The following is a 21,090-nucleotide window of genomic DNA, read 5'->3' as shown; positions in this document are numbered from 1 at the left end:
ATCTAACAAATTATCTAACAGATAGGTTTACCACACCAATTAAAACATCTAGTTTAGGTTTAACTATCTATTTCTAAAAAACATTTTAAAATATACTCATCATCTTCTAATTCGCTATTACGGATTAATTTTCATAAAAAAATATTACATGTGATATTTACATGTAATATTTTTGTGGTAATATGGTTTACATAAATTTAACAAAACACCAAACGGGCGTTATGAAAAAAACCAAAGAGACCAAAAATTCAGCTTTTTACCAGCAACAATACCGACAACGGTTGCGTGAACAAGGTTTGGTCAAAAAAGAAGTTTGGATTTTACCTGAAAATACAACTAAATTATTGGAAATCGAAAAACAATTTCGCCAGTCTTTAGTTAAAGACAATAATATTAATCGTAAACAGGAATTTAATGAAATGGAAAGAAATGAAATTTGGTCAATAGAAACTCTTTATAATAAATTAATGCAATCAGAATTAGTTAAGCAAAACCACGCAAGTATAGAAATCATCGATGGTGTGGATGCTTGCTTGCATATCATTATGCATGAATATGGTGATTTGCCTTTATTTTTAAGTATATCAAATCAACAAATTGTTGTTGAATGTTTACTTTGGCCAGTTGATATTGTTAAAAATAAAACTCAATTCAATGAAGAAATTTTATGCACTCGTAAACTATTTCCATTATCAACAATAGCAATTGAAAAAGCTGGAGACGGCTCGGTCAACTACATTATGTATGGTGCGTTAAGTTCATCTTCACTTTTAAGTAATATTGTCTATGAATTAGAAACTTTATCTGACAATGTTATTAAAGCTACAGAAGCTTATGAACATCACATCAATCTTAACTAATTAAATTTATATAAATAATAAGGAGATTAAACATGGCTATCTTCAAAAAACTTGTTACAGCTCTTCGTGGTGGCATCAATGAAGCAGGAGAAGCGATCATTGACACTCAAGCTCTAAGAATTCTCGATCAAGAAATTCGCGATGCTGACAGTGAATTAAAACAAGCTAAAGAATCATTAGCAAATATACTTGCACAACAAAAACTAGCAGATAAAGTTGTTAAAGAAACACAATCTAAAATTGATGAATATGAAAGTTATGCAATCAAAGCTCTTGAAAGTGGCAATGAAGAATTAGCACTTGAAGTGTCTGAAAAAATTGGATTTTTTGAAAATGAACTTGAAAACAATAAGCAACAAGCCACTTACTTTGCTGAAACTGTAAAAAGCTTACGTCAATCAATTTCACAAACAGAAATCAATATTCGAAATTTAAAACAGCAAGTTGATATTGTGAAAGCAACTGAAAGCGTTCAAAAAGCACAATCAGCAGTTGCACAACGATATGGCGGTTCAACTGCAAAATTACAAACAGCTCTGGATTCTTTAGATAGAATAAAAAAACGTCAAGAGAAAAACAGTGCAGTCATTGAAGCAAAAAATGAATTAGCTAAGCTTGAAAATCAAAGTACGCTTGATAGTAAGCTTGAAGCAGCAGGAATCAAATCAGGCAACCAAAATGCTGCTGCAATATTAGCCAGATTAAAAGAAAAGCAAGAAAATCAAACTATTTAATAAAATAAAATTTTAGGTTAATATAGTTAACGTAATAAATTATTTAATTAATTCAGACTAGTTAATTCGGAAAATTAATATAAGGGAAAATAATGGAGCTTTTCTGGGGTATATTTTTTTCTTTTCCAGTAATCATATTTAGTGGGTTGTTAACACTTTGTGTATTATATTGGTTGGTTGCTGCTTTTGGTATTTTAAGCATTGATTGTTTAGATATAGAACTAAATGTCGATGTTGATGATATACCATTAGACATTCCAAATACTCCATCAGGATTTACAGGCCTATTGATGAAATTAGGTTTTAACAAAGTCCCAATGACACTTATTGTCACTTTGATTTCATTAATAGGTTGGTCAATCTCTTATTTCGCCTTTCGTTTCTTTATGTTACCTCTGTGTGATTTATTGCTAATTTATTACATAGCTGGTTTTTTTATTTTTTTAACTGCCTTTATTGCTGCAGTATATCTTACCGCATTTATTATAAAACCTCTTCGACCACTGTTCAGTAAATTAGAAAGCACTAATAATCATAAATCATTATTAGGGCAAACTGTTGAGATTCGTTCAAGCTATGTGAATGAAACAAAAGGAGAAGCTATTTACGAAGATGGTGGCGCTGGTTTAATTTTACAAGTTAGATGCACGAGCTCATATCAATTCAAACGTGGGGATAAAGCTGTTCTACTACGTTATGACACAACCAATAACAGCTATGAAATTATTAGCGTTAAAGAATTTAATGGATAGAAAAGTAAATATTTTTTTGGAGAATAATAAATTATGTCAATCAATACTGATACCATCATGTTTTTTCTAGTGATTGTTGGAATAGTCTTTCTGGTAATCGTTGGATTTTTCTTATTGTTTAAAGCGTTCTATATCAAAGTTCCGCAAGGTACAGCACTTATCGTTAATGACATGACGTCAAAACCTAAAGTGCATTTTACAGGTGCGTTGGTTTACCCTGTCATCTACAAAAAAGAATTCATGAAAATATCATTAATTACTTTTGATGTAGAACGTCGTGGTAAAGATGGTTTAATTTGTAAAGATAACTTACGTGCTGATATATGTGTCGCTTTTTATCTTCGTGTTAATGAAACAACTGAAGATGTTTTAAAAGTTGCTAAGTCAATTGGTGTAGATAGAGCGTCTGATCAAAAAGCGGTAAGTTCACTATTTAGCGCGAAATTTTCAGAAGCGTTAAAAACAGTAGGTAAGCAATTTGAATTATCTAAACTGTTTGAAGATCGTATGAATTTCCGTGAACGTATTATTGATGTAATTGGTAAAGATCTTAATGGTTATGCACTTGAAGATGTGGCTATCGACTATTTAGAGCAAACCCCAATCAAATCACTCGATCCTGATAATATTTTTGATGCCGAAGGTATTAACAAAATTACCTCGATCACAGCTGTTCATAAGGATGAAACTAATAAACGCGAAAGAGATCTTGAATTAGCTTTAAAGAAAAAAGATACCGAAACAATTGAAGCCAAATTAGAACTTGAACGTCAACAAGCGGATGCCGAAGCTCGTCAAAAACGCGAAATTGAAACCATTCGAGCTCGCGAACAAGCTGAAACATTAAAAGTACAAGAAGAAGAACGTCTAAAATCGGAACAAGCAAGAATCCAAGCACAACAAGAAATTGAAGTGCGTGAAGAAAATCGTTTGCGTGAAGTTGAAGTTGCTCAGCAAAATCGTCTTAGAGCAATTGCTATCGAAGAAGAACGCGTCGAACGTGCCCGTTCATTGGAAATTGTTGCTCGTGAACGAGAAGTAGAATTACAACGCATTGAAAAAGACAAAGTTCTTGAAGAAGAAAAGAAACATATTGCCAATGTAATTCGTGAGCGAGTTGCAGTTGAAAAAACGGTAGCTGTTGAAGAAGAAAATATCAAAGAAGTACGAGAAATTTCTAAAGCTGATCGTGAAAAACAAACAACTATTATTGAAGCAGAAGCTAGAGCTGAACAAGAGTTAGTTAAACAAGTTAAGCAAGCTGAAGCAGATGAACAATCATCTAAACACCGTGCAATTGAAATTAGTACAATAGCACAAGCTGAACTTGAAGTTGCAGCTAAACAAGCTGAAGCGAAAAAACAACTTGCTCAAGGTATTGAAGCAGAAGAAGCTGCTATCGGTTTAGCAGAAGCCAAAGTTCGCAAAGCTCGTGCTGAAGCTGAAGAAAAAGAAGGTTTAGTAAAAGCAAATATTACTGCTGAACTTTTACTTGCTGAAGCAAAAGGTAATCAAGAAAAAGGCTTATCAGAAGCAAAAGTTATTGAAGCAAAAGCATTAGCAACAGAAAAACAAGGTCTAACCGAAGCTAAAGTTCTTGAAGAAAAACTTTCAGCTCAAGCTCGCGGTGATGAACGCATTGGATTTGCTAAAGCTGCGGCAACTAAAGAACAAGGTTTAGCTGAAGCACTGGTTATTCGTGAACGCTTAACAGCTGAAGCTAATGGTCTAGTTGAGAAATTCCAAGCAATGGGTACGATGAATGAACAATCTAAAAATCATGAAGAGTTCCGCTTGGCGCTTGAAAAAGGCTTCGAACAAGCTATGGCTGCTATTGCTGCTAATAAAGAGATTGCTAGAGAACAAGCAGATGTTCTTGCTGCTGCATTTAGCAAAGCGAACATTGAAATTGTTGGAGGTAATGATAACTTCTTTAACAGCTTCTCTAAAGCTATCAGTGTCGGTAAAGCAATTGAAGGAACTGTAAACCAAAGCCCAGTATTACAATCTGCTTTACAATCAGTACTATCACGTTTATCTGGTAATAAAAATATCGATTTAAACGAAACACTAAAAAACACTGATTTAAAAGCACTGGCTAAACAATTTTTACCATCAAATAGTGATGAAAAAAGCGAATAATGAAAGGAATGATGATTTATAGCATCAAATAATTCAATTATCGTTAAATCGTTATTAAATTAACATTATCACTATTATCTTCCTTCGGTGAAATATTAAATTTTACCGAAGGTAATAGATTTTCTGTAACAAAATCAAGAGTAAAAAATGGCAGAAATAGAACAAGAAAACGAGCAACAAAATACACTCGATAAAGCAGTCGCAGAAGGCGGAGCCTACGAAATTCTTCGTAAACGTTTGACATCATTGGGCCAAGAACTCAATCAAAAAACTGAAGCGTTAAATCAACAACGACTTTCTGAATTTGGTAAAAGCGATATGTCGATCATCGGTCGCATTCGCATAAGAACCGAAAACAATTGTATCGCTCGAGATATCGTTAGATTTGGTGATTGGTTATTATTTGGTTACAACGTCTTTTTAGGATTGAAAAAAGAAACCAAAATTGAAGATGTATTTTCACTTTATCAACTTGTTGAACGTGATGAAAATTACGAAGCGGATCCCGTTGATCTATCAAATACCTTTTTGAATATTGACCGTTTTGTTCAAGACTTCAATGAACTTTATACTTACTACAAAAATGCTCAACTATTGCAACTTGTTGAACGTGATGGCAAGCTTCTTGCCAGTTTCCAGATTGGTGAAAGAGTAAGTGATATTCGGGTATTTCGTTGGTCAATATCCAGTGATAAAAAAACAATTAGCTATATTGATAATCGGGGTGAACGTGATATTGCTTTACCTCCTGCTTATGATTTTGAATGGACTGAAACCACCCGTGAAAACATCGTTAACGGTCGATTCTCCCATGTAAATATTCTTGATACCGTTTTTGTTGAAACCATTGGTGGTGACCTTACCATAAAATGTGAAAACAATACTAATGATGGATTAGGTATTTATCGTGAAGAGGTATTAGATAAAAATCAATCAATAAACGATGCAAAAATCGAATATGCAAAAGTAGGTGCACTAATTCTTTTAAAAGTCCTACCCTACCGAGAAGACAATTGGCGATATCTAATCTATAACACTCTTACTCAAAAAGTACAACGAATTGACTTTATTGGTCAAGCTTGTATTCAACTTCCAGAAGATCATGGGGTGATATTCCCAGGTGGTTACTATCTACAAAATGGGGAATATAAAACATTCGATCAATCTATGGGGGGAATGCGTTTTAGACGAATTCGTCGTTCACCAAATGGGGAAGATGTCTTATACATTTTTTACGATCCAAATTCTGGTCGCTTAGCTTTATTCAATTACAACATGATAGAGCGAAAATTGGATAACCCAATTCTAGGTCATGGTTACGCTGTATTTGAAGATGGCCGAATGGTCGTATTTGAAGGCGAAAATGATGAACCAACTCGTGTTCATCCTATGCAAATCTGGCAAACGCCTTTTTATAGTGACGAATTTGCAGCAACACAGCCAACCCACAATACCTTTTTAGGCAAAATCGGCAACGCAGAATTAGTGCGTGGTATTTCTGATCTCTATTTTATTTCTCGCGAAATTGATAATCAATCCGTCTCTTCGCAACTATACGGCAAACTAAGTGAAGATACTAAAAGATTATTTGATAGTTATTTTTGGCTTGCTGATGAAAAAAACCTATCATTTTCACCAATACTTCGTAATATTACCCAAACCAGTGAATTAGTACTTGATGAATATGAAAAAGTAGAAAGCATACGCCGTCAATCCGAAAGTGCGATGCGTGAAGCCATTACCAATCAACAAGATTTATTAACTAAATTATATCCTGATAGCTGGCAGGAAACTCAAGAATTTGTCGATGCGCTTAATGCAATAAAAATGCAATTAGGTCGCCTTGTAACATTAAGAACCTATCGTTATATCAATTTAGAACAAATTGATAAAATGGAAAATGAGCTGAAAGAACGTCAATCTTTAGTTTCATTGGCAACCGCCGAATTTTTAGGTAGTGACAAAGCACTTGAACCATTTATTTCAAAAATAGATAATATTGAAAAATATCTTGAGCAAGCTGACACTGTCGCCAAGCTTATTGAGCCAATAAACAACACTGACGAAATGTCCAATGATTTGGATATGCTTTCGCAATTAATGGCATCATTAAAATTTGAAGACGTTACACTACAAACTAGAATTATTGAATCAATTGCTGAAGTTTATGCCAAACTAAATCAAACCAAAGCAAGGATCAATCAAAAACGAAAAAATCTATCTAGTGTCGAAATGATTGCGCAATTTGGCGCCCAATTCAAACTATTTAGTCAAAGCATCGCAAGTGCTTTAAGCATCGCAACCACACCAGAAAAATGTGACGATGAACTCTCAAGGCTACTTGTTCAACTTGAAGAACTTGAAAACCAATTTAGCGAAAGTGAAGAGTTCCTTAATGACATTCTGACGAAACGCGAAGAAATATTAGAATCTTTCGAAACACACAAACAAGCATTACTTGAAGATCGTACAAGGCGCACCGAAGCCCTACTTACCGCAGCTGTTCGCATTTTAGATAGTATTCCGAGACGTACGGCTAAATTTTCGGATCAAAATGAACTTAATGCTTTCTTTGTGGCAGATCCTCTAGCATTAAAAATTCGAGAAATTGTTGAAAAATTGAGAGATCTGTTTGATAACGTCAAAGCCGATGATATTGAATCACGTTTTAAAGGTGCACGTGATCAGGCCATACGCGCATTACGAGATAAATCAGAAATATTTGAATCTGGTGGCAACGTTATAAAATTAGGTCCAAAACACAAATTCAGCGTAAACACACAAGAGCTTGACTTAACGATTGTTCCGAAAGAAACTCATTTATGTTTGCAATTAACGGGTACGGATTATCAAGAAAAAATAGAGAATAGTAAATTAGAAAGTTATAAACCGTTCTGGACTATATCACTTGAATCAGAGTCACCAACAGTCTATCGTGGTGAATATCTAGCCTACTCTATTATCAACGCCATATTAAAAAAAGATCTTGATATCAGTTATGAAGAATTAGTTACTCAATTAAGTCAACCTGAAAGTTTGGTTAAAACCGTTCGTGATTATGCAGCCATGCGATATCGTGAAGGTTATGAAAAAGGTATTCACGATCACGACGCGGTAAAAATCTTATCAAAACTTATTCCACTAGGTGAAGCAGCCGGCTTATTGCGTTATAATCCATTAGCTCGTAGTTTAGCTATATTATTTTGGCAACATAATCAAAAAAATGATGTCGCAAAATTATGGCCGGAACGAGCCAAGACTTGCAAAGATATTCAAGCTCTATTTGGTCATGATGAAGGATTAATTAATCTACAAACAGAAATGGCTACAGAGCTAAATCAATTCTTGCAAACATATCCAATAAAACATGATTATTTTCATATCAAACAAGCGACTGAATATTTAAGTTATGCGCTGTCTGAAATACCGCAAGAGTTTAACTTAAGCAAATACAGCATTTACATGTATGAAGGACTAAAAGCCAAGTTGGAAGAGCTTCATATGTGGGGCGATTTTAATCAATCGCAACTTAATTTGAAAACTCGCTTAGCTGATCGTTGGAATCTTATTGAAAGTTGGTATAAGGGACTTTGCACACTTCCTCAATATCAGAAATTAGTCGACTACATACCTGAAGCAATTTTGCTATGCATGCTAGACAAAGAAAATAGTATAAGCATGCAAATTAGTGAACTTGAACTGGATATAACGGTTAGCGACTTGTTAGGCGAACATCCAACAATCAAACAAGGGGTTTTAAATATCAACCTTGATGATTTCTTCAGTCGTATGCGCAAACATGCACGAGTCATCATTCCAGAATTTCGTCATTATCAGACTTTACGTCAAGAAGTTCTTGATGAACAGCGATACTTTTTGCACATTGATGAATTCAAAGCTAAACCGTTAAGTTCATTTGTTCGCAATAAACTTATCAATCAAGTTTATCTTCCTATCATTGGTGATAACCTAGCCAAACAAATGGGTACCGTTGGCGAAAGCCGACGAACCGATTTAATGGGATTATTATTACTTATTTCCCCTCCTGGTTATGGTAAAACAACATTAATGGAATATATCGCTAATCGTTTAGGCCTGATTTTTATGAAAATTAATGGGCCAGCATTAGGGCATAGTGTTTTATCTTTCGATCCCGAACAAGCGCCAAATGCAACAGCACGTCAGGAACTTGAAAAGTTAAATTTAGCCTTGGAAATGGGTAATAATGTCATGCTTTATGTGGATGACATTCAACATACCAATCCTGAATTTTTACAGAAATTTATCTCATTATGTGATGGTTCACGTCGTATCGAAGGTGTTTGGAAAGGTAAAACAAAAACTTATGATTTAAGAGGTAAAAAATTCTGTGTAATAATGGCCGGTAACCCATATACCGAGTCAGGTGAAGTATTCAAAATACCCGATATGTTAGCTAACCGTGCTGACATATATAATTTGGGGGAAGTCCTTGGTGGAATGGATGAAGTTTTTGCATCAAGTTATATTGAAAACTGTCTCACCTCTAATTCAATTCTGTCTCCTTTGGCATTACGTGACCTTAATGATCTGTATCATCTAATTGATCATGCCCAAGGCAAACCACTTAATACCAATGAATTGAGTTATGACTATAGCCAAGCTGAAATAAGTGAAATTGTTGCAGTTCTACGCCACTTATTAAAAATTCGTGAAGTAGTATTTAAAGTTAATCAACAATATATCATTAGTGCAGCACAATCGGATAAATACCGTACTGAACCTCCGTTCAAATTACAAGGTAGTTATCGAAATATGAATAAACTCGCCGAAAAAATTTCATCAGTAATGAATGATGAAGAACTTAATCAAGTTATTGAAGATCATTACTTGGGTGAAGCACAATTGCTAACTAACGGCGCAGAAGAAAATCTACTCAAATTAGCCGAAATTCGAGGAGTATTAACAAAAGAACAAACAGAGCGATGGCAACAAATCAAAAATGACTTTATGCGAAATAAAACGCTAGGTGGTGACGAATCCAATACTGGAAATCAAATTGTCACTCAACTCGCTGATCTTGTACAAAGCGTACAAGCGTTAAAGTTATAAAATATGCAGACTAAACTATCGCTAATCACATAGTTTAGTCTGCTCATAAATCACATCTATACTAATAAAAATAAAAGCGGGACCACTCTTCCCGCTTTATAAAAAAACCACTCCATAAAACAGATAAATACTATCGTTATTCAAGCATTTTAGTGCATCACTTAATAACTCTAAATTAACTTATATTAAATTTGTAAAAAACGTATTAAACATTATGATTTTATAATAGAAAAATTGGCACACTTTGATATAAATTTCCAATGATTTATTTGTATTGTCTAATTTGCTAAAAAACTAAGATATCAAATCCTATTTCAGAAAACTTTATCAAAAAAATCTAATAAGTAGATTATTTGTTATTAGAACAATGCATCACGAGTAACATCCATCCATTCTATTACCGATTGAATTAACAGAAAAAATGAAAGAAGAGATTGAGAGAGCAGGACTTGAAATAGGTGCAGGAGAACAAATTATCATTGATAAGCCTGAAAATGTTTTAAGAATTGCAGGATTAATTAATGATGCATATGAATACACTAAAAATGATGAAAATTTTAAACGAAAATAATTAACATCCTTGCATCTCTTGCATTCAAAGCCGCTTATAGCGGCTTTTCAATAATAATCATTTACAAAATTTAATTGCCTAATTCACTTATTTATTTGTTTTTATAGATTACCATGTAAAAATAAGTCTAAATTTATTAAATTAACAAAAGGAATTCAATCATGATAACAGGCAATTGTTTATGTGGGGAAGTTGTTTACCAGTTAAGTAGTGATATTAAAACTATTGTGTTTTGTCATTGCTCTAGATGTCGTAAGCAAACTGGAACAGCATTTAATGCATCCGCAATAATAAAAAAAACAGATTTAACATTCATTAGAGGTGAATCAAATATAAAAATTTATGCCAGTAATGGCGTTAATCGCCATTTTTGTTCAAATTGTGGATCGCATATTTTTTCAGTTCGAGATAATGATAGTAATACTTACCGTTTACGTATCGGACTTATTAATGAACCAATTATGACTGAAGATCGTATACACGTTTATACCGATTCAAAAGCAAACTGGGATAATATTTGTGATGGATATACTCAATACCCTGACGCCATAAACTCGTCTGATTTTATCCCTAATAACAGTTAGGATGGTTCAATTTTAACTTAGCATTTTGATGAAATTAAAAAGTTAATTGGTTAAATTGATGATATTTTGTCTATCCAGTCGAAAAACAGTTAAAAATCATTGACGGATCAAAATAGATTTATATAATACACTGCGTTTATTCAAAAAAACGCATCAAAGTCTCCTTAGCTCAGCTGGATAGAGCAACGGCCTTCTAAGCCGTAGGTCACAGGTTCGAATCCTGTAGGGGACGCCATTTTACTATTTTCAAAGCACTTAACTAGCAGTATCTATCCAACTTAAACTTTTTACTATAAGAATTTAAAGCTTTTAACTGTCAACTTAATTCAATCCAATCAACACCATCATAAAGTTAAAAAGTCATTGCATTTTGGTTCAGTAAAATTCTATATCTACTTTTTATCTTTCTTTTTTCAATGTTTTACAGAAATCATTTGGATTTTTCCTTAAATTAAATATAAAAAACCTAGCTGCTTTAATCTTATCAAAATTTAAAATAATTTTAACTTCACTATTAACTCAAGGATTATATCCATATATTGATACCAATGTGTCACCATCATGGTTAGAAATTTACTTTAATAAAAGATATGAATTATTCAAACCAATAAAGGTAAGATTCGGTTCTCTTATCGTGCCACTAAGTAATCTAGCAATAGCAATCTTAACACATATTCATGCGATTAATGGTGAACACGAGCTAGTATTTATTGGTGATCATAATCCATATAACCCAATGAGTGAAAACACCATAAACACAGCATTACGTATAATGGGCTATGATACAAAGAATGAAGTCTGTAGGCATGGTTTTAGGGCTATGGCTTGTAGTGCTTTAGTTGAATCTGGATTATGGTCTAAAGATGCTATAGAACGCCAAATGAGCCACAAAGTACACAATGATGTAAGAGACAACCTATATCCATAAAGCCTTACATCTTGATGCTCGTACTCAAATGGTTCAATGGTGGGTTGACTACCTAGATGCAATCCAAAAAGAGTTTGTCATGCCTTATCAGTTTGGAATAACTTAATAACCAAGAGCCTCCTGAAGTAAGTTATTGGGTGTTGATATTTTTTCATGTTTAGTTATAACGGAACTTCATGTTATTGATAGATTTTTATATAAGTATTATGATAAATTATAAACAGTTTAAGTTAACTCAAAAAGATTATCAAAAAAATATAAACGACATAGCTTAATGAAATATATCAATAATAAGGTGAATAATGAGACAAATAGAATTTGGATGTAATGAGGTATTAATTGAGGGTAATCATGGTATTCCAAATTTGAAAACATTCTATATTGGATTTGATTTAGGAAAATATCGGTTAGACTCTTTCTCTGAAATTGTCATGGATGCTTTAGTTGACTTTGCTTTTGGTTATCATACAGGAATCCTAAAACAATATACACGGCGTAAACTTATTGAAGCTGCAAAGTCTTTATATTCGATAAAAGAAATAAACGATTATAAAACAAATTATATTGATCAAAACACAGTATTAGAGGATAGCGATCCCTCTATTTCCAATAAATATCAAAAAAGAGGAGAATTTGGAGAATTAATTTTACATATTTTACTCAGAGATTATTTTCAAACAACTCCATTGCTTTCTAAAATATATTTCAAAGATTCGGATGGTATTACTATTCATGGATTTGATTCAGTACATATTGGCCCTGATTTGACAAATAAGAATGATATTTCATTATATTTAGGAGAATCAAAATTATACTATCGAAAAGATGGTGATGCGGGAAAGCATGGAATCAAAGATTTAGTACAAGATATTGAATCTCATTTTGACGTGGATTTTCTCAAGCGAGAATGTATTTTAATTGCCAAGAAAAGGGATAGCTATTCATCTATTGAAAGATATTTTGATAAAAACTCAGTAGAGGCATTTAAAACCTATTTAGATAAAAAAAATGAATATATGGATTTGCTACAAGAGGTTGGTTTAGGGAAGCTAAAAATTCAAGAATTTGTAAATTCAATCACAGTTCCTTTAATTTGTACTTACGAATCTAAACTCTTCTCTTCTTTTGAGCATGACCAAATTAATGGATTCAAAGAAGAATATCATAAAGAAATGGATACACTCCATTCATTATTAAAAAAAGAATTGAATAAACTACCTACAAATAATGGACAAATAGATAAATCTAATTTAAATATAGTATTAATACTGTTTCCTATTCCATCAAAATTAGAGCTTTTGAGAACATTACATAATAAATTATGGAATCAGCAAAATGCATGATAATCAAACAGCCGAAATAATTAGTATTTTAGATGATAAATTAATTGATAATATAAACATTGAACAAAGTTTTGAATATGCCTGTTATGTCAATTCCTTAATTTATCAAAATAAGCCCGAAGGATATAAGATTGTTATAAATGTATTAAACAATTGGAGTAAAATCCCTAAAGAAACCCAAGATATATGGACTGACATTATTGAGATTTCTGGATTTTATCCTTATCTTGAAAAAAATAATAATCTAGTATTGAAAAACTTACCCGCTAAATTAAGAAAAGAACTCCATTTATCATCAAACTTAAATGCAAAATATTTTCATGAAGAACAGTTAAAAGCTCTTAATATATTTGAGAAAGGTAAAAATCTTATTTTAAGTGCTCCGACTAGTTTTGGAAAAAGTCTATTAATTGAGGAAATTGTCGCATCAAATCGATATAAAAATATAGTTATTATACAACCCACATTGGCTTTACTTGATGAATCTCGTCAAAAATTATTTAAGTATAGCGATAAATATAAAATACTTATTCGAACTTCACAAGAACCAAGTCAAAAAAAAGGAAATATTTTCCTATTCACAGCAGAACGGGTAAATGAATATCAACATTTTAGCCATGTTGATTTTTTAATAATTGATGAATTTTATAAATTAAGTGGAAAAAGAGATGACGAAAGATCTGCATTTTTAAATAATGCTTTTTATCATCTCTATAATAAATTTCATCCTAAATTCTATTTTTTAGGTCCCAACATTGATGGAATAAGTGAAGGATTTGCTGAAAAATACAATGCTGAATTTTATAAAACGGACTACTCATTAGTAGATAATAGAGTTATTAATGTATTTGAGTTACATAGAGGAAAATTTGGCTCTAAAGGTGAAAAAAAAGAATTTAAAGAGAATGTGCTTTTCGAATTATTACTCACATTAGATGATGAGCAAACGATCATATATTGTTCATCGCCAGCTAGAGTTAGATATTTAGCACAAAAATTCACGTTATTTTTACAAGGTGTTATAGGAAGTCCGAAAAATACCGTTCTACCCTTGATAGAATGGATTGAAAAAAATGTTTCGGAGAAATGGAATTTAATCGATAATCTGAAATATTCAATTGGTATTCATGATGGTGCTTTACCAAAACATATTACATCATCAATCATTGATTATTTTAATACAGAAGAATTGAACTATATTTTTTGTACCTCAACAATAATTGAAGGCGTAAATACAAGCGCTAAAAATATTATCTATTTTGATAATAAAAAAGGTGGTAAATTAATTGATTATTTCGATTATTCAAATATAAAAGGACGTGCGGGTAGGATGATGGTTCATTATGTGGGGAACATTTATAATTTTAATCCACCACCTGATAAAAAAAATTACATTATAGATATTCCTTTCTATCAACAAAATCCAATAAAAGATGAAACGTTAATTCAGTTGAGTGATACTGATATCATTGATAAAAATTCCGAACAGTATAGAAATATAAACAAGTTACCATTGATTGATAGAGAAATAATTAAAGCTAACGGAGTAAGTGTTTTAGGTCAAGCAAAAATTCTTAGAATCCTGAGAACGAATTTTGATAAAATTTATCATTTAATTAATTGGACTCAATTTCCAGATTATAAACAATTGACATATGTTTTATCCCTCGCTTGGAATCATTTGATAGTTGATGGAGAAACAACAGCCCCTATGAATCGAAAATGGTTAGTAAAATTAGTATTTGATTATGGTTATAATCAGGATCAACAAAAAATGATTTTAGATAGATATTATTACAAAAAAGAAAATAATAATAATGATGAGAACATTTTGTTAAATGAAGCCATCCAAGAAATATTTCAAATAGTTAAACATTGGATTCAATACAAAGTTCCTAAATGGTTGGCGGTGATAAACTCATTACAAGAATTAGTTTGTAGAGAAAACAAAAAACTCTGTGGAGATTACTCATATTACGCATATTCGTTGGAAAACGATTTCTTACGAGACAATCTTACTATTCTTTTAGAATATGGCATTCCTGTGAGTGCTATAAGAAAATTAGAAGAAAGTATTCCAAAAAATATATCTCAAGATAATATCTTATCTCACATTCAGAAAAACAATCTACATCTAAATAAAGAATTATTAAAATATGAGCAAAATAAAATTAATAAACAATTAATTCAGTTAAAAATTATTGATAGTGACAATAAAATTGGTGAAATTTAATTGTTGTTTTTATTTTTTTGAATATTATTTAATTAACTAGTAATGACATCTCCTGTAGGAGGCACCATTACTAGGTTCAAATACATTCTAAAAACCCTTTAATTCCAAGCTTTCCACTTAAATTAACATGCATTTATATTTTATAAAATCCTATAAATTCAAAAGGTTGTGACTACATTTAGGAATACGCTATAGAAAGATTTAAAGCACATTAATCATACTTTAATGTTTACAATACCACTCAATTAAAAATATCTGCTTTGATGTCGAGCCATCCCTACAGACCTATGCACGCTATAGCCCAACGTCGAAAACTGCTGAGGTATTTATTAGTCGTAAACGGATTAAACATAATGGCGATCCTGTTTTGGCTTGGGCTATAGGTAATGTAGTAATGGAAACAGATGCAAATACCAACATCAAGCCCAATAAAAAGAAAGCAGCCAACAAGATAGACCCTGCAGTTGCTTTCCTCATGTCATTCGGTACCTACTTACTTGAATATGGCGAGATAGATATCAACCTATCAGATGAACAAAAACAAGTATTAGACAATTTTAAAGGGATTGTTTTGTAGATTCATAAGTAAATATAAAAATAATAGATACATATACTATAATTAACAATCCTATAGAAATAGCTTCTTTTTTCTCATGATTTCTTGATGTAATTTTATTATAAGCATGAAATCCCCATATCCCCCAAACAGTAAGAATTTCAATGATAAAAATAGGAATACTGCTAAATCCTACTTGTTTAAATGTAAAGTAGTAAAACATAATTGTAAGAGCTATACTTCCAGTTGAACTATTTACTATTTCAACAATGTCTGAACATATTTTAGGTAACCCTTTTATTTGTTCTTTAAATGGTTTTATCATTTTTCATTCCTTATATCAAAAATAATCATTTTATTTTACTATGTCATTAACAACATACAACACTATAACAACACGAGATTAATTAATTGATTATTAATAATAAATTTTATTAATATTGTTAGTGTCATAAAATCACAAAAAAGAAGTTTTATTTTTAAATATTGTTATTTATCATTATTTTATTCAATACATTAGGCTTCTATAGGAACACCATTTGAGACAATATCACAACAATCAATCACGATAAACCTTTATAAAAACAAGAGTTAAATTAACCCACAAAGACTGTTATTGATATAAAACGATTAACAACGAATATACAACTACATTTTTTTTATGGTATTTTTTTGGATAAAGATAAAAATACCGTAACCATATTAACGATAAAACCGATTGACTCGTCTGAAGCCAATGACAAACCATATAAATTACTAGATTTTGAAAGCCTATATTTATACATTACTTCATGGAAACGACACCATTTCACTTTTATCAACACATTGATTAAACTTACTTTTAGCTTTATGTTTCTAAGTTTTATTCCGATTGGCTCAAAATTATCCGATATCAAATTCACAACTAGCTTATTTTGGTTTAATAAAGTCAAGAGCCTACTTTGAATAGATAATTCTTTAACGATGTTCATAAAATACATCTATTATTCATTAAAGTTATTAGAAATTATGGTTTCAAAATTACTATTTAGCATAAATGTTTAATTTATAAATATTATTTATGATACATGGAATTAACTTTGTTTGAATATTTGGAAATTTAACGTGGCAATATTGGTAGATTTTTAATTTTTTTTTCAATAATTCTACCAATATAATATTTAGCAATAACATAAGTTATTTGGCATTAGCTATTTGAGCCTTTAGCATAGCTAGCCGACTTTGGCCTTGTTGCATTTTCTTTTCTGGTGATAGTTGGTTTGGTACATCTTGCCAATCTAAATCATCTTGAGGTAATTCTAATAAGAATCGACTTGGTTCGACATATACTGTTTCACCAAACTGTTTACGTTGACGACTAAAAGAGAATGTAAGCTCACGCTGGGCTCTTGTGATACCAACATATGCTAGACGACGCTCTTCTTCAATATTATCTTCATCAATACTGGTCTGATGAGGTAATAGCCCTTCTGACATGCCAATCAAATAAACATAAGGAAATTCTAGGCCTTTTGAAGCATGTAATGTCATAAGCTGAACTTGATCTAGATCTTCTTCGCTTTCATTACGTTCTAGCATATCACGCAGAGTAAATCTTGCTACAGCTTGTTCTAAGGTCATACTTTCATCAATATCATCGCCTTGTAACATGTCATTTAACCAACTAATTAGCTGTTCAACGTTACGCATTCGCATCTGACCAGCTGTTGGTGATGCTGACGTTTCATAGATCCAACTTTCGTAATGAATACCATGTAATAGTTCATGAATAGCATCCATTGGCTCAGTGTGTGATTTTTCAATTAATGAATCAAACCAATGAATGAAAGTATGCAACGTTTCCATACGTTTGCTTGAAAGTAGTTCCGTTAGCCCCATATCATGGCTTGCTTGATATAAACTCACGCCACGATGATTTGCCCACTCACCCAGTTTTTGAATGGTTACTGGACCGATTTCCCGCTTAGGAGTATTGATAATACGGATAAAGGCATTATCGTCATCAGGATTAGTCAATAAACGCAAATATGCCATAAGATCTTTAATTTCAATACGCGCAAAAAATGAAGTCCCCCCTGATATTCGATATGGGATGCGGTATTGCATGAGCATTTTCTCAATTAAGCGTGATTGATGATTGCCTCGATATAATATGGCATATTGACCATATTGACTATTGTTAGCAAAACGATGTCCAATTAAGTCGTTTACCACTTTTTCAGCTTCAGAATCTTCGTTATCTGCGGATATAATTCTTAATGTTTCACCATAACCCAGTTCTGAAAAGAGTTTCTTTTCAAAAATGTGTGGATTATTTTCGATTAAAATATTAGCAACTTTTAATATACGACCAGATGATCGGTAATTTTGTTCAAGTTTGATGACTTCTAAATTAGGAAAATCTTGATTAAGTAATACTAAATTTTGTGGGCGGGCTCCACGCCAAGAGTAGATAGATTGATCATCATCTCCAACTACCGTAAATTTAGCTCTATCGCCAACCAGTAATTTAATAAATTCATATTGGCTAGTGTTAGTATCTTGGTATTCGTCTACCAACAAATAACGGATTCGATTTTGCCATTTTTCGCGGACTTCTTCATTATTTTTTAACAATAATGTTGGCAATAAAATAAGATCATCAAAATCTAAAATGCTACACGCTTTCAACTGTTTTTCGTATAGTTGGTAGCAGTGCGCAAAAAGCTTTTCTTTATTGGTTTGCGCGCGCGCCATAGCTAAGGTTGAATCAACAATATCATTTTTCCAATTTGATATCATAGCGCGAAGTTGATTAATTAGATCTTTATCCCCTTCCAGCCATTGCTGGGTTAATTCTTTTAGTAATGCTGTTTGATCATGGTCATCAAATAATGAAAAATTGGATTTGATCCCCAAATGTTTATATTCTTTCCTAACAATATCAAGTCCCAAAGTATGGAACGTTGAAATTTTAAGTCCCCTAGCCTCTTGTTTAGTAATTGAATGAGCTATACGTTCTTTCATTTCACGCGCAGCTTTATTGGTAAAAGTAACTGCAACAATATGTCTTGGCAAATATTCTTTAACCCGAATTAAATAGGCAATTTTATTAATAATAACCCGAGTTTTGCCAGAGCCAGCCCCCGCTAAAACAAGGCATGGACCTGAGACATATTCGACGGCTTGTTGTTGACTTGAATTTAAACGCACAGAGTATAAACCATTAAGAAAATTGGCGGCTAGTATATAACGATATGCTAGCCACGTGCAATTGTAACAAATTTGAAATAAATTTTATTGAATAAAGGCTAAAGCTTGTTCTACAACCTCAATGCCTGCACCTTTTTTATGAGCATTTTCGCTAAGATATCGACGCCACTGCCTTGCTCCTTTACAACCGTTAAAAATTCCCAGTGTATGGCGCATGATATGGTTTAGCTGTGCACCTTGGGTTAATTGTTGTTCAATATAAGGATAGAGTGCGCGGATAGCTGCTTTAGGTTTGATGATTGGTGAATCTGATCCAAAAATCTGTGAATCAATATGGGTTAGCAATAATGGATTTTGATATGCTTCTCGACCAACCATTACACCATCTACATGACACAGATGTTGTTTGATGTCGTCTATTGTTTTTATACCACCATTAATGGCAATAGTTAAATCTGGGTAATCTTGCTTAAGCTGATAAACACGCTCATAATTAAGTGGAGGTACTTCACGATTTTCTTTAGGACTTAAACCAGATAACCAAGCTTTGCGAGCATGAACAATGAAAGTATTAGTATAAGGCATTACTTTATCGATAAATCCACGCAAAAAATCATAACTATCGAAATCATCAATTCCAATTCGTGTTTTGACTGTGACGGGTATATCAACCTGATCTTGCATCTGCTCAATGCAATCTGCGACTAAATCAGCTTTCCCCATTAAACAAGCACCAAACATACCATTTTGTACACGATCGGATGGACAGCCTACATTTAAATTAATTTCGTTATATCCACGTTGTTGAGCCAACTTTGCACATTGTGCAAGTGCGTTAGGATCACTACCCCCTAATTGTAAACTAATTGGCTGTTCTTCTTGGTTGAAAGCTAAATAATCACCTTTGCCAAATAGTATTGCACCAGTTGTTACCATTTCGGTATACAAAAGCGTTTTTTTGGTTAGAATTCGATGAAAATAACGACAATGTTTATCAGTTAGATCCAGCATTGGCGCAACAGAGAAATGATTTAAATCAATTTTTTTTTGCAAACTTACCTCGACATTATAAGAAAAAGTGTTATTCTATCCGTCTTTTTTTTAAAACAAAGATTCATAGTATAAGGGAATTAACATGGATATCAATGAAACAAACATTATTTCAATTAACTCTACGGAATTATTAAGAAAACAAATGCGATTTATTGCGATTATGCAACAAATTTTTGGAGTCATAGCTGTTATAGGTGGTGCGATTAGTTGTTTAGGTATTATCACCGCAATTATCGGTGTTCCCGTTATTTTGGGGGGGATAAAACTGTTTAAATCAGGAAATTCATTTAGTCTGGCTGCGAATCTGCAAAAAGCGGATGACTTTGTTGAAGCCATCACCAATTTACATGGTTATTGGAAATTTCAATTAATCACTTTCATTTGTTCAATTATATTTTTTATTCTATATATTATAATTTTAATTGTATTTGTAGCTTCTTTCGCTCAACACTATCATTAAGTTCAGATTGTCCGCACTATAATTTATCTTTCTATGTTTTACTGAACTCAATAAAAAAGAAAAACCTCGCAACATTACGAGGTTTTTTATTTTACTGAAAAGATGGACGAAATTGCGACTAAAATAAAGTGTTAGATGGTTATTGATTAGTCTCATCATCCGATTGTACGTTAATAGGATCTGATATTTCTTGTTTATTCATTTCTTCTAAAGATTTTGAATTTTCCAATGCTGAAACTTTAATATCTGTCACTCTACCCATTTTATCAAAATAAATGGAATACGTTCTTTGACTAATGCTTTCATGTTGTGGTTGTTGACGAAAAACATAATACCAAACGTTATCACCAAAAATAGAAGTTAACATCGGTGCACCCATGATAAAGACAACTTGATCTTTTGTTTGACCAACTTTTAATAAATCAATTGCTTCTGGTGTCACATAATTACCTTGATTGATGTCAGGTCGATACACCCAATTATCAACGACTGAACAACCAGTTAATAAAATACTAGTTAAAATTACAAGCGAGGTAAATTTACGAAACGGCATCTACACTTAACCTATTTTGAGAATATAATGGCGCCTAT

General features: G+C 32.2%; 14 protein-coding genes, 1 tRNA gene and 2 pseudogenes. 13 read left to right on the top strand and 4 right to left on the bottom strand.

Features of this window, described 5'->3' with window-relative positions:
• The first annotated feature begins 221 nt into the window (after positions 1 to 221).
• From H3S88_RS05760 to H3S88_RS05705, 12 genes and pseudogenes are all read left to right on the top strand, one after another.
• A complete protein-coding gene (locus H3S88_RS05760) occupies positions 222 to 860 on the top strand; it encodes a YjfI family protein (protein WP_086351437.1) in 639 nt (212 codons plus the stop codon).
• Positions 861 to 892: 32 nt separating this feature from the next.
• Entirely contained in the window at positions 893 to 1,594 is a 702-nt protein-coding gene (locus H3S88_RS05755; RefSeq protein WP_198227769.1) for a PspA/IM30 family protein, read from the top strand.
• Between the two features lie 92 nt (positions 1,595 to 1,686).
• Positions 1,687 to 2,346, top strand: coding sequence for an OB-fold-containig protein (locus H3S88_RS05750; RefSeq protein ID WP_198227770.1), 660 nt, complete (start codon positions 1,687 to 1,689; stop codon positions 2,344 to 2,346).
• Positions 2,347 to 2,379: 33 nt separating this feature from the next.
• Positions 2,380 to 4,488 (top strand): hypothetical protein, encoded by a 2,109-nt coding sequence (locus H3S88_RS05745; protein ID WP_065737219.1) that lies wholly within the window; start codon positions 2,380 to 2,382, stop codon positions 4,486 to 4,488.
• A 147-nt stretch (positions 4,489 to 4,635) separates the two neighbouring features.
• Entirely contained in the window at positions 4,636 to 9,579 is a 4,944-nt protein-coding gene (locus H3S88_RS05740; RefSeq protein ID WP_198227772.1) for a DNA repair ATPase, read from the top strand.
• A gap of 421 nt (positions 9,580 to 10,000) precedes the next feature.
• The gene (locus H3S88_RS05735; protein ID WP_172398416.1) at positions 10,001 to 10,150 is read left to right on the top strand and encodes a hypothetical protein; all 150 of its coding nucleotides are present in this window, start codon (positions 10,001 to 10,003) and stop codon (positions 10,148 to 10,150) included.
• 161 nt (positions 10,151 to 10,311) lie between these two features.
• Positions 10,312 to 10,734, top strand: a complete 423-nt coding sequence (locus tag H3S88_RS05730) for a GFA family protein (protein ID WP_086327641.1) — start codon at positions 10,312 to 10,314, stop codon at positions 10,732 to 10,734.
• A gap of 158 nt (positions 10,735 to 10,892) precedes the next feature.
• A tRNA-Arg gene (locus H3S88_RS05725) sits at positions 10,893 to 10,969 on the top strand.
• A 396-nt stretch (positions 10,970 to 11,365) separates the two neighbouring features.
• Positions 11,366 to 11,768 (top strand): annotated as a pseudogene (locus H3S88_RS05720) (tyrosine-type recombinase/integrase); the annotation flags it as partial.
• 196 nt (positions 11,769 to 11,964) lie between these two features.
• Entirely contained in the window at positions 11,965 to 13,005 is a 1,041-nt protein-coding gene (locus H3S88_RS05715; protein WP_198227776.1) for a DUF1837 domain-containing protein, read from the top strand.
• Positions 12,998 to 15,238: a DEAD/DEAH box helicase gene (locus tag H3S88_RS05710; protein WP_198227778.1), complete on the top strand. Its 2,241-nt coding sequence runs from the start codon at positions 12,998 to 13,000 to the stop codon at positions 15,236 to 15,238. The genes H3S88_RS05715 and H3S88_RS05710 overlap by 8 nt, the downstream gene beginning before the upstream one ends.
• A 262-nt stretch (positions 15,239 to 15,500) precedes the next feature.
• Positions 15,501 to 15,815: pseudogene (locus H3S88_RS05705) on the top strand (terminase TerL endonuclease subunit); the annotation flags it as partial.
• On the opposite strand, the gene H3S88_RS05700 reads toward H3S88_RS05705, so the two are convergent.
• From H3S88_RS05700 to dusA, 3 genes are all read right to left on the bottom strand, one after another.
• Entirely contained in the window at positions 15,796 to 16,119 is a 324-nt protein-coding gene (locus H3S88_RS05700; RefSeq protein WP_086327639.1) for a hypothetical protein, read from the bottom strand. The pseudogene H3S88_RS05705 and the gene H3S88_RS05700 overlap by 20 nt on opposite strands.
• Before the next feature lie 851 nt (positions 16,120 to 16,970).
• Positions 16,971 to 18,986 carry a DNA helicase Rep gene (rep, locus tag H3S88_RS05695; RefSeq protein WP_198227780.1) on the bottom strand — a complete coding sequence of 672 codons (2,016 nt, stop codon included), beginning with the start codon at positions 18,984 to 18,986 and terminating at the stop codon, positions 16,971 to 16,973.
• An 84-nt stretch (positions 18,987 to 19,070) separates the two neighbouring features.
• Positions 19,071 to 20,039 (bottom strand): tRNA dihydrouridine(20/20a) synthase DusA, encoded by a 969-nt coding sequence (gene dusA, locus H3S88_RS05690; protein ID WP_232352507.1) that lies wholly within the window; start codon positions 20,037 to 20,039, stop codon positions 19,071 to 19,073.
• 82 nt (positions 20,040 to 20,121) lie between these two features.
• On the opposite strand from dusA, the gene H3S88_RS05685 reads away from it, so the two are divergent.
• Positions 20,122 to 20,499 carry a DUF5362 family protein gene (locus H3S88_RS05685; RefSeq protein ID WP_086327569.1) on the top strand — a complete coding sequence of 126 codons (378 nt, stop codon included), beginning with the start codon at positions 20,122 to 20,124 and terminating at the stop codon, positions 20,497 to 20,499.
• 139 nt (positions 20,500 to 20,638) lie between these two features.
• On the opposite strand, the gene bamE is transcribed toward H3S88_RS05685, so the two are convergent.
• Positions 20,639 to 21,052 carry an outer membrane protein assembly factor BamE gene (gene bamE, locus H3S88_RS05680; RefSeq protein ID WP_086327169.1) on the bottom strand — a complete coding sequence of 138 codons (414 nt, stop codon included), beginning with the start codon at positions 21,050 to 21,052 and terminating at the stop codon, positions 20,639 to 20,641.
• Positions 21,053 to 21,090 lie beyond the last annotated feature (38 nt).

This window comes from Gilliamella sp. B14448G11 (assembly GCF_016101765.1).
Lineage (GTDB): Bacteria > Pseudomonadota > Gammaproteobacteria > Enterobacterales > Orbaceae > Gilliamella > Gilliamella apicola_N.
Note: the sequence above shows the minus strand (reverse complement) of the source record. Positions and strands in the feature narration are given on the sequence as shown.